Origin of the sequence: Roseofilum sp. SBFL, assembly GCF_017746885.1 — a bacterium.
In the GTDB taxonomy this organism is placed as follows: domain Bacteria; phylum Cyanobacteriota; class Cyanobacteriia; order Cyanobacteriales; family Desertifilaceae; genus Roseofilum.
In genome coordinates, this window is sequence record NZ_JAGHZH010000165.1 from 1 (window position 1) to 16,866 (window position 16,866).

Annotated in this window: 12 protein-coding genes; 5 read left to right on the top strand and 7 right to left on the bottom strand. The window is 43.5% G+C overall.

Translation table 11 applies throughout. The features are described from left to right. Window positions 1–411: 411 nt before the first annotated feature. The 3 genes from J7545_RS17685 to J7545_RS17695 are packed head-to-tail and all read right to left on the bottom strand — an operon-like array spanning window position 412 to window position 5,663. Complete coding sequence (locus J7545_RS17685; RefSeq protein WP_318719932.1) at window positions 412–4,299, bottom strand: hydantoinase B/oxoprolinase family protein; 3,888 nt, start codon at window positions 4,297–4,299, stop codon at window positions 412–414. A 43-nt stretch (window positions 4,300–4,342) separates the two neighbouring features. After that, window positions 4,343–5,026 (bottom strand): polysaccharide deacetylase family protein, encoded by a 684-nt coding sequence (locus tag J7545_RS17690; protein WP_318699800.1) that lies wholly within the window; start codon window positions 5,024–5,026, stop codon window positions 4,343–4,345. Between the two features lie 22 nt (window positions 5,027–5,048). Continuing rightward, on the bottom strand, window positions 5,049–5,663 hold the full coding sequence (locus J7545_RS17695) for a chorismate lyase (protein ID WP_318699801.1): 615 nt from the start codon (window positions 5,661–5,663) through the stop codon (window positions 5,049–5,051). A gap of 134 nt (window positions 5,664–5,797) precedes the next feature. Between J7545_RS17695 and J7545_RS17700 the strand changes: the two genes are divergently transcribed. Continuing rightward, window positions 5,798–6,697 carry a glutaminase gene (locus J7545_RS17700; RefSeq protein WP_318699802.1) on the top strand — a complete coding sequence of 300 codons (900 nt, stop codon included), beginning with the start codon at window positions 5,798–5,800 and terminating at the stop codon, window positions 6,695–6,697. Between the two features lie 35 nt (window positions 6,698–6,732). On the opposite strand, the gene J7545_RS17705 is transcribed toward J7545_RS17700, so the two are convergent. From J7545_RS17705 to J7545_RS17720, 4 genes are all read right to left on the bottom strand, one after another. Then, on the bottom strand, window positions 6,733–7,017 hold the full coding sequence (locus J7545_RS17705; protein WP_318699804.1) for a hypothetical protein: 285 nt from the start codon (window positions 7,015–7,017) through the stop codon (window positions 6,733–6,735). Window positions 7,018–7,290: 273 nt separating this feature from the next. After that, window positions 7,291–9,189, bottom strand: a complete 1,899-nt coding sequence (locus J7545_RS17710; protein WP_318699805.1) for an ATP-binding protein — start codon at window positions 9,187–9,189, stop codon at window positions 7,291–7,293. Window positions 9,190–9,552: 363 nt separating this feature from the next. Beyond that, window positions 9,553–10,392 carry a substrate-binding domain-containing protein gene (locus J7545_RS17715; protein ID WP_318699806.1) on the bottom strand — a complete coding sequence of 280 codons (840 nt, stop codon included), beginning with the start codon at window positions 10,390–10,392 and terminating at the stop codon, window positions 9,553–9,555. A 40-nt stretch (window positions 10,393–10,432) separates the two neighbouring features. Then, window positions 10,433–12,454: a sensor histidine kinase gene (locus J7545_RS17720; protein ID WP_318719933.1), complete on the bottom strand. Its 2,022-nt coding sequence runs from the start codon at window positions 12,452–12,454 to the stop codon at window positions 10,433–10,435. A 255-nt stretch (window positions 12,455–12,709) separates the two neighbouring features. Between J7545_RS17720 and J7545_RS17725 the strand changes: the two genes are divergently transcribed. The 4 genes from J7545_RS17725 to J7545_RS17740 all read left to right on the top strand — a co-directional run bounded on the left by J7545_RS17725 (window position 12,710) and on the right by J7545_RS17740 (window position 16,822). Next, window positions 12,710–12,940 (top strand): hypothetical protein, encoded by a 231-nt coding sequence (locus J7545_RS17725; protein WP_318699808.1) that lies wholly within the window; start codon window positions 12,710–12,712, stop codon window positions 12,938–12,940. Between the two features lie 257 nt (window positions 12,941–13,197). Next, entirely contained in the window at window positions 13,198–14,274 is a 1,077-nt protein-coding gene (locus tag J7545_RS17730; RefSeq protein WP_318699809.1) for an amino acid ABC transporter substrate-binding protein, read from the top strand. A gap of 88 nt (window positions 14,275–14,362) precedes the next feature. Beyond that, a complete protein-coding gene (locus tag J7545_RS17735; protein ID WP_318699810.1) occupies window positions 14,363–15,532 on the top strand; it encodes an amino acid ABC transporter permease in 1,170 nt (389 codons plus the stop codon). A gap of 72 nt (window positions 15,533–15,604) precedes the next feature. Beyond that, window positions 15,605–16,822, top strand: coding sequence for an amino acid ABC transporter permease (locus J7545_RS17740; RefSeq protein WP_318699812.1), 1,218 nt, complete (start codon window positions 15,605–15,607; stop codon window positions 16,820–16,822). Window positions 16,823–16,866 lie beyond the last annotated feature (44 nt).

Below are 16,866 nucleotides of genomic sequence, written 5' to 3' on the forward strand. Positions count from 1 at the left end.
GCTTCCTTTACCAATCTTGTCAAACCCATTCTCAAGTCATTGTCTCCTCATGACTACCCAGTTCTCAACTCTCGCCTCTTCTTTGAAATCTGGTTTAACTTCATATTCGATAGTAGTTTGACTAGCATGAGAGACTTATTCTACCGATTGAATCATACGGGTATTTAGGTGGACATATCCACCTTCTCTAAAGCCTGTAAATCGAGAGAAGACCACAAATTCTATCGCATCTATAATCAATTACTGAATCAGTTAAAAAAGAAAAATAAAGTCGAAGCTCTAACCTTATTAGGGAAGGTCTGCATATTCTTTTAAAATCGGATAAATTATTGAATAGTATCGATCTATTGTATCCATTCTAGAATAACCTCCTCATCCAAATAAAGTGGTTTTTGTCCCAGCCCATGGCTTTTAGTTTAACGTCATTCCCCAGCCTCCGCCTCCTGGGGTTTCAATGGTGATTTTTTCGCCTGCATCTAACTCTACGGTGGCGGTACTGTCGAGTTCTTCGGTGTAACCGTTTTTGCGCTCGATCCAGTTACGTCCAACAGTTCCTGGTTCGCCACCGGCTAGACCGAAGGGGGGAATTTGGCGATGGTTAGAAAGAATACCTGCCGTCATGGGTTCTAGGAATTGGATGCGGCGCACGATGCCGTTACCACCGCAAAATTGCCCTTTTCCGCCACTTTGGGGACGGATGGCAAATTCTTCCAAACGGACGGGAAAGCGGTGTTCTAGGACTTCTGGATCGGTCAGCCTTGAGTTGGTCATGTGGGTATGCACCGCGTCTGTACCGTGGAAGGTGGGACCAGCACCTGAACCGCCGCAAATGGTTTCGTAGTATTGATAATCTGGGTTGCCGAAGGTAAAGTTATTCATGGTTCCTTGGGAAGCGGCGAGGAGTTCTAGCGCTCCGTAGAGGGTATCAACGATCGCCTGGGAAGTCTCTACGTTGCCGGCAACAACGGCAGCCGGATAGTGGGGATTGAGCATGGAGCCTTCTGGAATCTTGATATTGAGGGGTTTCAGGCATCCGGCATTCAGGGGAATGGGGTCGTCTACGAGGGTGCGAAAGACGTACAATACGGCAGCCTGACAGACGGCTTTAGGGGCATTAAAGTTATTGGGCAGTTGGGCAGATGTGCCGGTAAAGTCGATCGCCACGTTGCATTGTTCTCGGTCAACCGTGATGGTAACGTGAATCACTGCACCATTATCGAATTCATAAGTAAATTCACCATTAGATAACTGGGCGATCGCCGATCGCACCGCCTGTTCTGCATTGTCTTGCACATATTCCATATAGGATTGTACGGTTTCTAGACCATACTGATTGACCATTTTCACCAATTCTCGAACACCCTGATTATTGGCTGCAATTTGTGCTTGCAAGTCGGCTAAATTTTGGGAATAATTACGAGCGGGATAGGGAGGCGCTAACAAGCAATCGATGAGTAAATTGGCTTCAAATCTACCCTCAGTCACTAACAGGAAATTATCGAATAAAATCCCCTCTTCTGTAATCGTTTGGCTATGGGGTGGCATGGAGCCGGGGGTAATGCCTCCGAGATCGGCATGATGTCCCCGCGAAGCGACATAAAAGGAGGGTTTGATGGGATTTTGAGGTAAAAAAACTGGCGTGATTACAGTGATATCTGGTAAATGAGTTCCGCCATTATAGGGATTATTAGAAAGATAAACCTCTCCCGGTTTAATCTGGTTTCCCTTATCTTGAATTAAGGCTTTTACACTTTCGCTCATCGAGCCTAAATGAACCGGGATATGGGGCGCATTGGCGACTAAGTTTCCTTCTGGATCGAATAGGGCACAGGAAAAGTCCAACCGTTCCTTAATATTGACGGAAACCGCGGTATTTTGCAGGGTTACGCCCATTTGTTCGGCGATCGCCCCAAATAGGTTATTGAAAATTTCCAACAGCACCGGATCTTTTTTCACCTTTTCCGTAGGGACATTTTCTATAGGGGCGGGTTTACGATGCTCTTGGTGGGGAAGCGAAGATGTTGATAAACCCGCTCTTACAAATCCAGTTTCCGTAGGGGCGGGTTTACGAAGATCTGGGTAGGAAGAGGAAACTGTCGGTGAACCCGCTCCCCCATCTTGGTACGAAGCCGCATGGATAGCCGTTAATACTAAATGTTGACGGGGATGAACTTGCGCTTGCCAACCGCTTTCAATTACATTGGTTCCGGTAGGTTCAATAATTAGTGCCGGCCCAATTATTGTGTGTCCTGGTTGTAACTTTTGGCGGTCATAAACTGGCACATATTGCCACTTTGGTGATGCAGATGTAAGGGCGGGTTCGCCAATATTATCGCCTTCCCACCGAGATCTTCGTGAACCCGCCCCTACAGAACCCAATTCTACAGGATTTTGTATGGAACAATAAACGGGCACTCTTGCCATTTCTGGGGGGACACTATCGGTAACGGGTTCTTGAATTTCCCCTTCAGGATGAGCCATGGTTTGCACAATTTCTACTGAAATCATATCCACCACTAACGGTTTTTGGGTTAAGGTAAAGCCATAGCGTTGCTGATGTTGATGCTCAAATTCTTGTTTGAGGTTTTCTAGAGAAGAATCGGAAAAATTGACTAATAAAGGCGTATCGCTGCCTTCATATTTTAGATGCAGTTTAACCACAATTTCTTCGCGATCGCCGGACTGTTCCGATAATTCTGCTTGCGCGTCTTTGACTAACTGGGGAATCACCCGATCTTGCAACTCTACCATTACACCATCGGTTAGCTCTTCCTCCAGGGTTTGCTCGCGCATGATGCGAATATCAGCAAGTCCCATACCATAGGCTGAGAGTACCCCAGCGTAGGGATGAATAACAATTTGACGAATGCCTAATGTATCGGCGAGTTGACAGGCATGTTGCCCCCCTGCACCGCCAAAGCAACAGAGGGTATAGCCAGAAACATCATAACCCCGTTGCAGAGAGATTTTTTTAATCGCATTGGCCATATTTTCAATGGCGATCGCAATAAACCCCGTCGCCACTTGTTCCGCTATCCGTAGATCTCCGGTTTCTTTCTGTATCTCCTGAGCCAGAGTTTGGAACTGCTCGCGCACGCGATCGCCATCTAGAGGTAGGTTTCCCTGGGAGCCAAAAACCGCCGGGAAAAAGCGCGGATTCAGTTTCCCCAACAGTACATTACAGTCGGTGATCGTCAGGGGACCGCCCCGTCGATAGCAGACAGGCCCAGGGTTTGCACCGGCTGAATCCGGCCCGACACGGTAGCGGGAACCGTCGAAGAACACCACCGAACTGCCCCCAGCCGCTACCGTGTGAATCGCCATCATGGGCGATCGCACCCTTACCCCAGCAATTTCGGTATCAAATTGTCGTTCGTATTCCCCGTTATAATGAGCGACATCGGTGGACGTACCACCCATATCAAAAGTAATAATTTTCTCAAAACCGGCTTGGGCACTGGTTTGTACTGCTCCCACAATGCCTCCGGCTGGCCCCGATAGGATGCTATCTTTACCTTGGAATTGCTCGGCATCTACTAACCCGCCATTAGACTGCATGAACATCAGATTAACGGCATCTCCTGATTCTCCCGTCAGTTGTTCTTGCACTTGATTCACGTAGCGTCGGAGGATGGGAGACAGATATGCATCGACAACGGTGGTATCTCCGCGACTGACGAGTTTGATCAGGGGGCTAACTTGATGGGAGACAGAGATTTGAGTAAAGCCCATGTTTTTCGCCAGTTGCGCCACGTCCTGTTCGTGTTGGGGATAGCGATAGCCATGCAAAAGGGCGATCGCACAACTGCGGATTCCGCGATCGTAGGCGGCTTGCAGTTGGGGCACCAGAGCCTCCCGGTTAACCGGTTGCAATTCTTGCCCCTTAGCACTGAGGCGCTCTTGGACTTCGATCGCTTCTTCATAGAGTAATTCTGGCAGTTGAATCTGTTGGGCAAACAGATCCGGGCGGTTTTGATAGCCAATACGCAACGCATCCCGAAAGCCTTGGGTGATTAACAGAACCGTGCGATCGCCTTTTCGCTCTAATAGGGCATTCGTCGCCACCGTCGTTCCCATTTTTACCACCGCAATGCGATCGCTCTCAATGGGTTCATCCGCTCCCACGCCTAACAGATCGCGAATCCCTTGAATCGCTGCATCTGCATAGCGTTCTGGATTTTCCGAGAGGAGTTTATGAGCCACCGTTTGACCCTCTGGACTCAGGGCAACTAGATCGGTAAACGTTCCGCCGCGATCGATCCAAATATGCCAGCGGCGATCGGAATAAGGATGGGACATGGGGGAATGGGGAAATAGGGGAAGATAGTACAGGAAGTCAAGATTAAGAATGCCACAGTTGCTCGATGCTGACAAACTGATACTCTTGTTTTAACAGCATGGGGATGATACGCTCTGTAGTTTCGGCCACACTCTGCCCCCCATACCGGCCATCATGGAGAACAATCACCGAGCCGGGGCAAACCGTTTTCATGACCCGATTGACGACAATTGAGACTCCTGGATCGACCCAATCTTCGGGAACCACGGTCCACATGACCGGCCGATAATTCCATTGCTGCAATAGGTCTAGGGTTTGGGGAATAAATAACCCATTGGGAGGCCGTACATCCCGAAATCGCGATCGCTCGGTTTCGGGATTTAAACCACAGGCCTCAAGAATCGCAGTTTGAGTATGGTATAACCCTTGGCAGAGTTGCTCTGGAGTGAGTTCGGGAAAGTTCTGATGGGTATAGCCATGTAAGCCAATCCAATGACCGCGATCGTAAATCGCTTTGGCGACTTCTGGATACTGTTTAACCTGTTGTCCGAGGCAAAAAAAGTTGGCTTTAACGGCGTAGGTTTCTAAAACCGTTAACAGCTCTAGGGTGTATTGGGGATGGGGACCATCATCAAAGGTTAAGGCGATCGCCTTTTGATGGGGATTTCCCCGCCATAAACACTGGGGAAATAAGGGTTTTAAGCCTTGATAGAGGATAGGATATAGGGGATATAACTGAAGTGACATGGCGATCGAGATTCATCAAGTCCTATAAACTGTTCACACAAGCCGTTGGCCCTAAATACTGAATTAAATAAGGAGAAAATACCTCATAAATCAACGTAAACGGCCGTTTATGATGCCAAAATAGATAATGGCGACCCCAAAAGGGCCCCGGTTGCTCAAAGGCTTCCTCTAAGGCTTGAGAATGGCCATAATACAAACCTTGAATATCTCGATACAACTCGGTTCTCAACTGCGCTAAACTCGCCCAGATGGGTAACGAGCGATTTTGTAAATAGTCATCGACATGACTGGCTTCCCACCAAGAAGTCGCATAGGCTAATCGTTGTCCTGATGCAGTTCTCAACCAAACCTGTCGCCTTAATCTGGGCCCTGGAATTGCTGAAATCTGACCCGGAGCGCGATCGCCATTCATGCCAATTGGAGACATATCAATCACATCGACTTCCGTTGGTTCGCGGGTTAACAATTGCAAGTGACGCGTGGGCGAACCATCCCCAAGTAAAAGAATTTGCCAAGCAGGAGAGAGTTGTTCATGGGGTAGTCCGGTTTGGATCTCAGTTTCATCACCTTGCCAGAGGGGATGCAGGCGATGCCAAGTTGTTGATACTGGAGTTTGGGATTGGGCGGTTACAGTCAAGGGTCTTCACATAACTTAACTTTTCTTAAGTTTTATGATAGCGCTATGGGCAAGTAATGGGGAATGAGTAGGGGTCACCCGTTAAGGCTGTAAGCTAGGGGGGCACGAATGGCAATAGCTTGTCAGGATTGACTATGAGAGATTTAAAAAGTATCACCCGGTCTACTGTAGAGCAGTGGTTAACCGAAATTGAAGCGTTGAATGTGTCAGGAAGTTTACCGACTTATATCCCTAAGTTAGCCAAGGTTGATCCGCAAAACAGGGGGATTTATATTCAAAGTTTGCATGATCCAGGGGATGGATGGGGGGAACATGATGTACCGTTGATGAGTGTGATTAAGCCCTTTGTTTTGCTGTATTGTTTAGAACAGTTAGGAACCGAGAAAATTAAGGGCATTGTCGGTAATTGCCCCTCAGATTACCCATATAACTCGGTCGAACAGTTACAAGTAGATAAGGGATTTCCCCGCAATCCGATGATCAATAGTGGGGCGATCGCCCTCTGTTCCCATTTGCCCGGATCTACCAGTATAGAAAAATTTGAAAGATTCCGTAATTGGCTCAATGATTATGGTCAAACTGAGTTATTTGTAGATCGGCAACTTTTAGCGTCTGTAGAATCTTTACCGAATCAAATCAATCAGAATTTAACCCAAATCCTGGCACAATCGGGTTATTTAGGCAGTCCTGAATCAGTTGCATTAGATACTTATCAAAAGGTGTGTTGTTTATCATCCAGTCTTGAATATTTGGTTCAATTGGGACTAGGATTGGTTAATCCCCAAGGTAAAATCAAGTCAGAGCATCAATTCTGGGTGACGGAGTTAATGCAAACCTGTGGATTATATGAATATTCAGCAGAATTTGCCTCTTTAGTGGGATTACCGACAAAGTCAGGAGTGAGTGGAGTATTATTATCCTTAGTTCCCCAGCAGGGGGCGATCGCCACTTATAGCCCCCTTCTTGATTCTATGGGAAATTCTGTTGTGGGCATGGCATTATTAAAACGAATAGCCACTTATTTGCACGATTAAAACCCTAAACTCTAGCCAAAAATTTTCCTCTTTTTCTAATATTTCTCTCCTAAAGAACTCCAAAGTTGAGCTTCTGTCGGAATCATACGTTCTGTCGATGGCATGTGGAGAGAAATTGGAGTCTGTTTCTCTGCTAAAGAACTCCAGAGTTGAGCTTCTGTGGGTATCAGAGTCGTTGTTACTGAAAGATCTGAAAATAAAGCAATGGGGATAAATCCCAGCACAAAAGATCCGAAAATGATTGCCAGAACCATTTCTGAGCGACTTCCAGAGTGATTTTTTAAATAGACATTAACAGGGTGATATTCATGAACGCTCATGGTTCAACTCCTAGGTAAACTCTCGTCAACCTCACTGTAGCGCTGTTCAATCCCCTTACAGAAAAACAGAAAAAAACTGTAACCTAAGTTACTAAAACTTTACTACCAGCGCAATTTTCGCATAGAAATTATCGATAAAAGACATATCATAATTCTCTCTTCTATCAAGTAAAAACTTGAAGGCTTAGAGACTAAACAATACAAGCTATGGCTAGAGTGCGAAGTGCGATAAAAATTCCATAAAATCTCTTGTTTGCTCCCTCTACCTCCTCATCACAGTGCAACGTTCTGTATGACGTTTTTCTCTAACGGTAGCTCAATAATTAAGTCAGTTCCCTCTCCTGGAATAGAATGACATCTCAATTTTCCTCTACAGTGATCCACAATAATAGAATAATTGATAGACAAGCCCAAACCCGTTCCACTACCAACAGGTTTTGTTGTAAAAAAGGGATCGAATATCTTAGCCTTAACTTCCTCGCTCATCCCACAACCATTATCCGAAATTGTAATTTTGACTGAAGAGCAATCGCTATATTCTGTTTTTAACACAATTTGAGGATTTTTTGGATTTCCTGCATCCAATCTCAACTCATCTAAAGCATCAATTGCATTATTAATCGCATTCAAAAACACCTGATTTAATTCCCCTGGATCGCAAGTTACTAAAGGCAAATCTCCATATTTTTTAATCACCTGAATATCTCTTATCGAACTGATTTTTTCTTGAATATTTCCTTGAATTCTATGTTGTACAACTAATAAGGTCGCTTCTAGATTTTCATGGATATTCACCACCTTGATTCCTGATTGATCTAAGCGAGAAAACGTTCGCAAACCTCGAACAATTGCACTAATTCGTTCGGCTCCTGATTTAATTGATGTTAATAAATCCTGGAAATCTTGAACCAAAAAATCAAAGTCTATATCCTCTAGAGTATCAGCAATACTTTCAGGGGGATCGGGATATGCCTCTTTATAGAGATCGAGCAAATACAATAAGTCATCTACATAATGAATGGCCGGTTCAATATTAGCATAAATAAAATTCACTGGATTATTAAACTCATGGGCAATACCCGCCACCATTTGACCTAAACCAGACATTTTTTCGGATTGAATCAATTGGGATTGCGTGAAGTAAAGTTTTTGCAGAGTCTCTTCCAATTGTTCGACTTTTATTTTGAAAGCCTCATCTCTATCTTTTAATGTTTTAGCCATCCGATTAAAGGCTTTAGCCAACCGATCTAATTCATCATTATAAAGGACAGGCAACTTAATCCATAAGTTATCATTGGCCAGTTTTTCAGTCGCTTGAGTGACTGAATTAATCCGAGCAACCATTAATCCAGAGAGGATATAACCCACAATAATTGCAACCACCGATCCCACAACAGAAAACACAACCAGTCCAATTAAAAAATTCTGTTTTGCATTTTCTAAAGCATGTAGAGAAGAAATCACAACCAATTGCAATTGGGACTGATTAATTTCAAAGATCGGAACAGTTTTTCCTAAGTAAGAGCGATCTCCAAGCTTAATCTCTGATTCTGAGAAAGTATTCTGGGGAGTTTCTGGAGGAGGTAACCAGGAAAATTTTTCCGCTTCAGGTAAACTAGAAGCGACTATTTTATTGTCTTTAAATATGATAATTGATGTATTTGTTTTCTGGGAAATTTCACTCAGAAATTTAGCATTTATAACCCGCCCAATAATCACACCACCAACAACTCCCTGATTCGATTTAATGGGTGCAGTGGCAATTAAAACAGAGGAGGAAAAAGTATTATTGTTTTTTGCATCTACTATCGTAGAAAAGCTCACTCCATTCATAACTTGTGAAAGAGCAATTTCATGATCAATCTCAGAGTTTCTAATCCTATTTAGTTTCAAATCAACCAATAATCCATCTTGAATATCAATGACTTGAACCAGATCGAGTTCCAACAAAAGCTTTAAGGGCAATAAACGTTGTAACAATATGATTTCGTTGGTATTTTCCAATCCTTCGAGAATATTTTCTGATTCAACTGTCACTGTGGCATTTAAACGCAGTGTTTCAGTTTTATTTTGGAATTGTTGTACAACTAAAGCTGCTACACTTTCAACTTCTCTGAGTTGCCGTCTCTCTAAGTGTCTTAAAAAGTAATAACCAATGCTAACTGTCCCCAAAAGCCATAGTCCTAAGAACACAAAAGCAAATGGAATACTGATTTTTTGTTGTAATGCTAACTTTGAGTAGATTCTACACAGTACAGTTTTGACCCAAAAGTTAAAGGGGGGTTTCACTGGCAATCATTGAATACAGCAGTTTCCGCTTTTAGGAGGTACATTAAAGCCTTTTGTTCTGGGGAACAGGACAGGGGAAACAGGGAACGCAAGTTTAGTCATTTATTGATGCACGAGATGGTTACACTGTACTCCCCTTATAGCGCGAAGCGCTGTAAGGGGAGTAGGAAGGTTCGATCGTTACTATAAGGATCAGTGTAGCACTATTTCTACTGCTTTGCTAAAATCAAGAGCTAACTGTATAGATTAAGACTCAGGTTTGAATAAAGTATAGCCATTCGACTCCAGTATACTTTGTGCTTCTGGAGTGGCGATAAAATTAATGAAATCTTCAGTTGTTGGTTTAACTGAAGTAGACACAACAATGCCAATTGTTTGAACCATCTTATATTGGTCATTCTGAATGTTCTCTGCGGTAGGAGCTATTCCATCTAGAGTAAGAATCTGTACTGAAAAGTCCTGGATTTTCTCGGAGTAGGCGATCGCCCCAATGCTATAAGGAGTTATACTGACTGCGTCCCCAATATCATCATCATCTTCAAATAAAATCGCTTGGGGAGTAATCTTTAGGTCTTGCCCTAAATAATGTTCTCGTAAAAGTGCTTTTTCTGTTTCATCTTCGGGTAGGTCAAGGATGACAATTTCACCATCAATACCTCCCACTTCTTTCCAGTTTGTAATCCCACCACTGAAGATCTCTTGAACCGCATTACGGTTTAAGTTTTGGACTCCTTTAACTTGTTCATTAACAATTAAGACTAAGGCATTGCGAACTAACGGTATATACTGCAAATTTTCTATTTTTTCTGTTGCACTCAGAGGTCTACTGATTGCCCCAATATCGAGAATATTATCTCGTACTCCACTTAACCCTCCACCACTTTGGCTACTGGGCAGGAAGACAATCTCAACATTCTTTCGATCGTAAGCATCTGCCAACAGTTCTAATATGGGATAAGCTTCTGACGATCCGCCAATTGTGATAGTACTCTGGGAAGATGAAGAGCGATCGCCAGCGGTACAGCCGATCAACATGGCTCCGGCTAAGAGTCCGATCCCTCCTATCTTGGCATTCTTTCGTTTCATCCGATACCTCCTTTGGTCTAACTAACGACTATACGTTATATCACTCCTCTAGCGGTAGTTCAATGATAAACTCAGTTCCTACTCCTGGAGTAGAATGACACTTCAAGGTTCCTCCACAGCGATCGACGATGATGGAATAACTAATTGATAATCCCAAACCCGTTCCACTTCCGATGGGTTTGGTGGTAAAAAAAGGATCGAAGATTTTATTCTGAACTTCTTCACTTATACCACAACCATTATCCGAAATTGTGATTTGAACTGACGAGCGATCGGTGCACTCTATTTTGAACGAAATTTGAGGAATTTTAGAATTCGTTCTATCCGATCTTAGCTCATCCAAAGCATCAATCGCATTAGTAACTAAGTTCAAAAACACCTGATTTAATTGCCCTGGATTGCAGGTTAACCAGGGCGATCTTTTATAGTCTTTTGTGATTTTTATTTCTCTTTTAGGAATAGTTCCTGCTTGTCCGGTCTCGCGAATTTTATGTTGCAAAATTAACAACGTTGAGTCTAGATTTTCATTGATATTTATTAACTTAACCCCAACTTCATCTAACCGAGAAAACGTTCGCAAACTTCTGACAATTGTAGTAATTCGTTCTGCTCCAGATTTAATTGAACTTAATAAATTGCGAAAATCTTCGACTAAAAAATCAAGGTCTATATCCAATTGAATTTCGGACATAGTCTGACTCGATTGGGGACATTCTTGTTGATAGACACTTATTATGCTAAGTAAATCCTCTACATAATCAAGAGCGGGTTGAATATTGGCAGAAATAAAATTTACTGGATTATTAAATTCATGGGCTATTCCAGCGATCATTTGCCCTAAACTAGACATTTTCTCCGATTGAATCAGTTGAGCTTGAGTCAAGTGAAGTTCTTGCAATGTTTCTTCCAATTGCTCTACTTTGGCTTTTAATTTGTTGTCCATATTTTCCTCTTTTTCTTGTAATTTATTAGACATGACATTAAAAGCATGAGCCAATCGATCTAACTCATCATTATAATAGACAGGCAACTGAAACCATAAGTTCTGATAGGCAATTTTTTGAGTTACTTCAGTCATGAAAGTAATCCGAAAAACTATTAATTTAGAGACAAAATAACCCACAATTATTGCGACAGTCAATCCCACCAACGAAAACAAAAATAGACGAATCAAAAAAACTTTTTGGGTCTTTTCTAGACCCTCTAGAGAAGAAATGATAACTAATTGCAATTGAGACTGATAAATTCCTGGGAGAGTAACCGTTGTTCCTAAATAAGCGCGATTGCCAATTTTTACGATCGATTCCTCAAAATTACTCAGGGAATTTTGAGGCGGTGGTAACCAGAAACATTTCTCAAATTCAGGCAAACTCGAAGCAATAATTTTATCCTTTTGGAAGGCAACTATTGAGACATTGTTTTTTTGTGCTATTTCACTCAGGAAATCAGAGTTTATAATGCGCCCAAGAATTATCCCACCAATAATCCCTTGATTTGACTTGATAGGTGCGGTTCCAATCAAAACTGCTGATGGCATATGATTGCTCTTGCTCTTGTCTTCTGCACTGACTATTGTGGACAAACTTACTCCATTTATGACTTGTGAAATGGCAACTTCATTATTGACTTTAGAGTTGCTAATACTATTGATCTTGAAGTCGATCAAGATTTTTTTTTGAATGTCGATTGCTTGAATCAGATCGACTTTTAATAAAAATTTTAAGGGCAGTAAATGTTGTAGCAACGTATTTTTATTCAAGTTTTCTATTCCTTTACGAAGGGTTTCTGCTTCAACAATAAGCCTGGCTTCTACACGTAATGCTTCGATTTCATCTTGGAATTGCTTTAGCATCAATCCTGACATACCTTCTAGTTCTATGAGTTGCCTTCTCTCCAAGTAGTTTAAAAAGTAATAACCAATACTAACTGTGCCTAAAATCCATAGCCCTAAAAAGGTAAAAATAAATGGAACACTGATTTTTTGTTGTAATGGAAATTTTGAGTAAGTTCTAACAAACAAATTTTTTCTCAAAAATCTAGAGGCAGTTTTACGAGAGTTCATTAAAGAATGGTATATACAGAGTGTTGATGTAGTTATAGTCACGAGTATAGCATAACCAATCTTTACTCTGCTATGAACTACACTAATAGATTTGTAAACCTAAACTTAACAGTTAAACCTTCGGACTCATGGGAGTGTCAAGTTATGAATCATTTTGTTAAGGTTCACTACCTTTGATGGGATCTTGTGTCAAACCGGTGAGTTATAGGTTTAAAGTAGGTATGATTATAAAGAAATCCTTAAGGAGGCATCATTATGACTCCCCATCTGCTACGTCAGCTATGGTCACTGATTGAAACAACTCAGCCTCAACGGTTATTGAGACTCGATGACCCGAGTCTGGTACAATGGCTATTGGGTAATATGGCTCAAGAGCGATCGCTCAATGGAGAAGAAGCCGATCTCCTCTCTCACTATATAGAATCCCGTTGTGCCCTGATTCGGGATTTAGCTCAAGAGCGCCTGTCGCCCGAACTCTTGCCATAAGGAATAGCTCAAAGTCCCACTTTAACACGGTTCTCCTGGTGACAGCGCCTCAATAATCGGGCAGAACTTGGGCTGGCGATGAAATGGCGATCGCCTGAAGAGGTGTTCTAGAACACGCAAAAATTTCTCCTGCTGATACCAAATCTAGCAGATGCTGCTAATATCTTAAAGATAAAATTTAAGAAAACTTGAAGCCACTCTAAGCAAAGTGGCTGCTTCAAGATGACTATCTATCAGTGAGGAGAAACCCTTTACATATGGCTAAGTGGCAATCTTTATTAATGTCGGTTCTATTGCTAGCTCTCCCCTTGGCAGCTTGCGCCCCTCCCCCGTCTGATAACGCCGATGGAGGAGGAGATGGAGAGTCTTCAGACTCGGCTTCCCAAAGTCGTTTGGATGTCGTGAAAAATCGCGGAACCCTAATCTGTGGGGTAGATGGTGGCATTCCTGGATTTAGCTTTGTGGATGAAACCGGAGAATATTCAGGAATTGATGTGGATGTTTGTAAGGCTGTAGCTGCCGCTGTCTTGGGCGATTCAGATGCAGTAGAATATCGGAACCTTGATTCGACAGAACGCTTTACTGCCCTGGCGGGTGGTGAAGTGGATATGCTCTCTCGAAACACGACTTGGACAACGAGTCGAGATACGACTGTCGGTCTAGAATTTGCACCAACCACATTCTATGATGGACAAGGCATGATGGTGCGTCAAGATAGTGGTATCACGTCCCTGGAAGATTTTGAAGGTAAAGCCGTTTGCGTAGAAGCGGGAACCACCACCGAGCTTAATTTAACCGATAATATGCGGGAAGCAGGAGTTACCTTTGAAACAGTAACCTTCCAACAGGCTGACCCAGCTTATGCCGCCTATGCAGAAGAACGCTGCGAAGGAATGACTTCAGATAAATCGCAGTTGATTGCTCGTCGCAGTACCTTACCGAATCCAGAGGAACATATCCTGTTGGAGGTCACCATGTCCAAAGAACCCCTCGGCCCCTTAACCCTTAATAATGATTCTACCTGGTTTGATGTGGTTAAATGGGTAACCTACGGTTTGATTGAAGCAGAAGAGTTGGGAATTACTCAAGCCAATGTCGAACAAAGTAAAGGAAGTGAAGACCCCACCATCCGCCGTTTCTTGGGCGTTGAAGGTGATTTGGGGACAGGCTTAGAACTCGATAATGATTTCATGGTTAATGTGATTTCCTCAGTCGGAAACTACGGTGAAGTTTACGAGCGCAATTTGGGTAAGGAATCTCAATTTCAGTTAGATCGAGGTCAAAATGACCTCTGGAATCGTGGAGGATTGCTCTATTCTCCTCCTTTCCGATAAATTTAGTTATCTGTAAACAGTTAGCCGTCACCCGTGATGCGATCATGGGTGACGAGTCTTGAGTTCTCCCATTTAATCTGTTCTTGTTATGACCTCGGCAAATGAGCATACGATTCCTTTGTGGCGTGATGATCGATTTTGGCGAGTCGCGCTGCAAGTTTTGGCGATCGCGATCGTTATTTCTGTTATTAGTCTATTAACCTATAATGTCTCCAATAACCTCCAACGAGCGGGCATAGAGTTTGGGTTTGATTTTTTGGATACCCAAGCTTCCTTTGCCATTGGAGAAAGTATTATTCCTTACGATCCAGCCAGAGACAGCTATGGCCGGGTTTTGTTAGCTGGCTTGGTGAATACCCTACGGATCATTATTTCTGGCATTATCCTCACCACATTGGTGGGAATTGCGGTGGGAGTTGCCAGTTTTTCTAATAATTGGTTACTGCGAAAGGGAAGCGAAGTTTATGTGGAGTTGATCCGCAATGTGCCTCTGCTCTTACAGTTGTTTTTTTGGTATCGGGCCGTTTTTTCTAAGTTTCCCAAACCCACGGAGCGTATAGAGGTGATGGGACTCGCTTTTTTGAGTAACCGAGGGGTGTTTCTCCCTTGGCCAAAAGTGGGTTGGTCTCTAGCGATGTGGTGCAGTGTGTTGATTGGATTGGCGATCGCCGCGGTTATCCTGTGGAAAATACGGATTAAGTCCATGGTGGAACGGGGAAGTTCTGGAAAACCCCAGTTAACGGCCTTGTGGATTATTGGTATTGTTGCCCTGCTAATTATTACAGTAGCCTTTGCATGGGAAAAACCGACGGAAATTGAACTCGGTCAGATTACCGGAGGGTTGCGCCTGACTGGGGAATTCGCCGCCTTGCTAACGGGCTTAGTTTTGTATACGGCTGCCTTCATTGCCGAAATTGTCCGAGCTGGGATTCAAGCTGTAGCCAAAGGCCAGTGGGAAGCCGCCCGAGCCCTGGGTTTACAGTCGGGTTTAATGATGCGTTTGGTTGTATTTCCCCAAGCTCTACGAGTGATTATTCCCCCCTTGAGCAGTCAGTACATGAACTTGGCTAAAAACTCCAGTTTGGGAGCGGCGATCGCCTACGCGGAAATCTACAATGTAGCAAATACCACCTATAACCAAAGCGGGCGACCCGTAGAAGTGATGCTCATTATCATGGTCACTTATTTGCTGATGAATTTGATCATTTCTTTAGGAATGAACCAAATTAACCGCGTGGTGCAACTACAAGAAAGGTAATTTGGGGATAGGGAGAGCGACGATTGCCACAACATAAAGCAGGAAGAAATCAAAAATTAATTATCCATTAACATGACTTCTGTACCTAGTAACTTAACCGATATGGCACCGCCACCGGAGATGCGCGATACTCCGGTGAACTGGATTAAAAATAATTTGCTTAGTCCCTGGTATAACGGTTTAATCACTTTCATTATTTTAGGGGGATTAATCGCCCTAGGTTATAATTTTCTCTCCTGGTCATTCACCGATGCTCAATGGGATGTGATCCCGCGAAATCTCCACCTATTGATGGTCGGTCGTTATCCCAGTGAAGAGTATTGGCGCTTATGGATTTTAGTCGCTCTAATTAGTGTTTTTTCTGGCTTATCTTGGGGAGTTATTGCCCGATCGCTCGCCCTATTTAGCCGTAATATTCTCATCGGCTTAGGAATCGCTGCCCTAGGATGCACGATCGCTCCGACTCCCATTGTCTATCGTGCCTTATTAGTAGGATGTTTGGTGGCGATCGCCGGTAGCGCTTGGATCGGCCAACAAGTCGGAAATGTTCAACCGGCTCTCGGAAAATGGGTTTCCTTTGGCTGGTTTGGCGTATTTTTAATCGGACTGTGGCTCATTGGTGGAGGACTGGGTTTAACCCCTGTCGGAACCAATGAATGGCAAGGCTTATTGCTCACCGTTCTCATGGCTATTGTCGGTATTACCTTAAGTTTTCCCATCGGTTTGATTGCTGCTTTAGGAAGACGTAGCTCCTTACCCGTGGTCAAAGCCCTCAGTATTGCTTATATTGAAATCATTCGGGGTGTTCCCCTGATTACCATTTTATTTATGGGCCAGGTCATGATTCCCCTATTTCTGCCCGAAGGAATGCGTCCCGATCGGGTGATTCGGGCGATCGTCGGCTTAACCTTGTTTAGCTCCGCTTACTTAGCGGAAAATGTGCGAGGAGGTCTACAAGCGATTCCCAAAGGACAGGCAGAAGCCTCGCGGGCCCTAGGTTTAAGTACCCCTTTAACCTTGATTCTAATTGTTCTCCCCCAAGCCCTGAAAGCTGTGATTCCAGCTATGGTGGGTCAATTTATTAGCCTATTTCAGGATACGACCCTGTTGGCGATTACCGGCTTGGTAGAATTATTAGGAATTAGTAACTCGATTTTAGCGAACCCCAAATTTCTGGGGCGCTTTTCAGAGGTATATCTATTTATTGGAGTCCTCTTTTGGGTGTTCTGTTATACCATGTCGGCTGCCAGTCGATGGGTAGAAAATAAACTGAATACAGAACACCGCTAATAAATCGATCGTGTTGTAGGGGCGGGTTATCCCAAAGCTAGAAA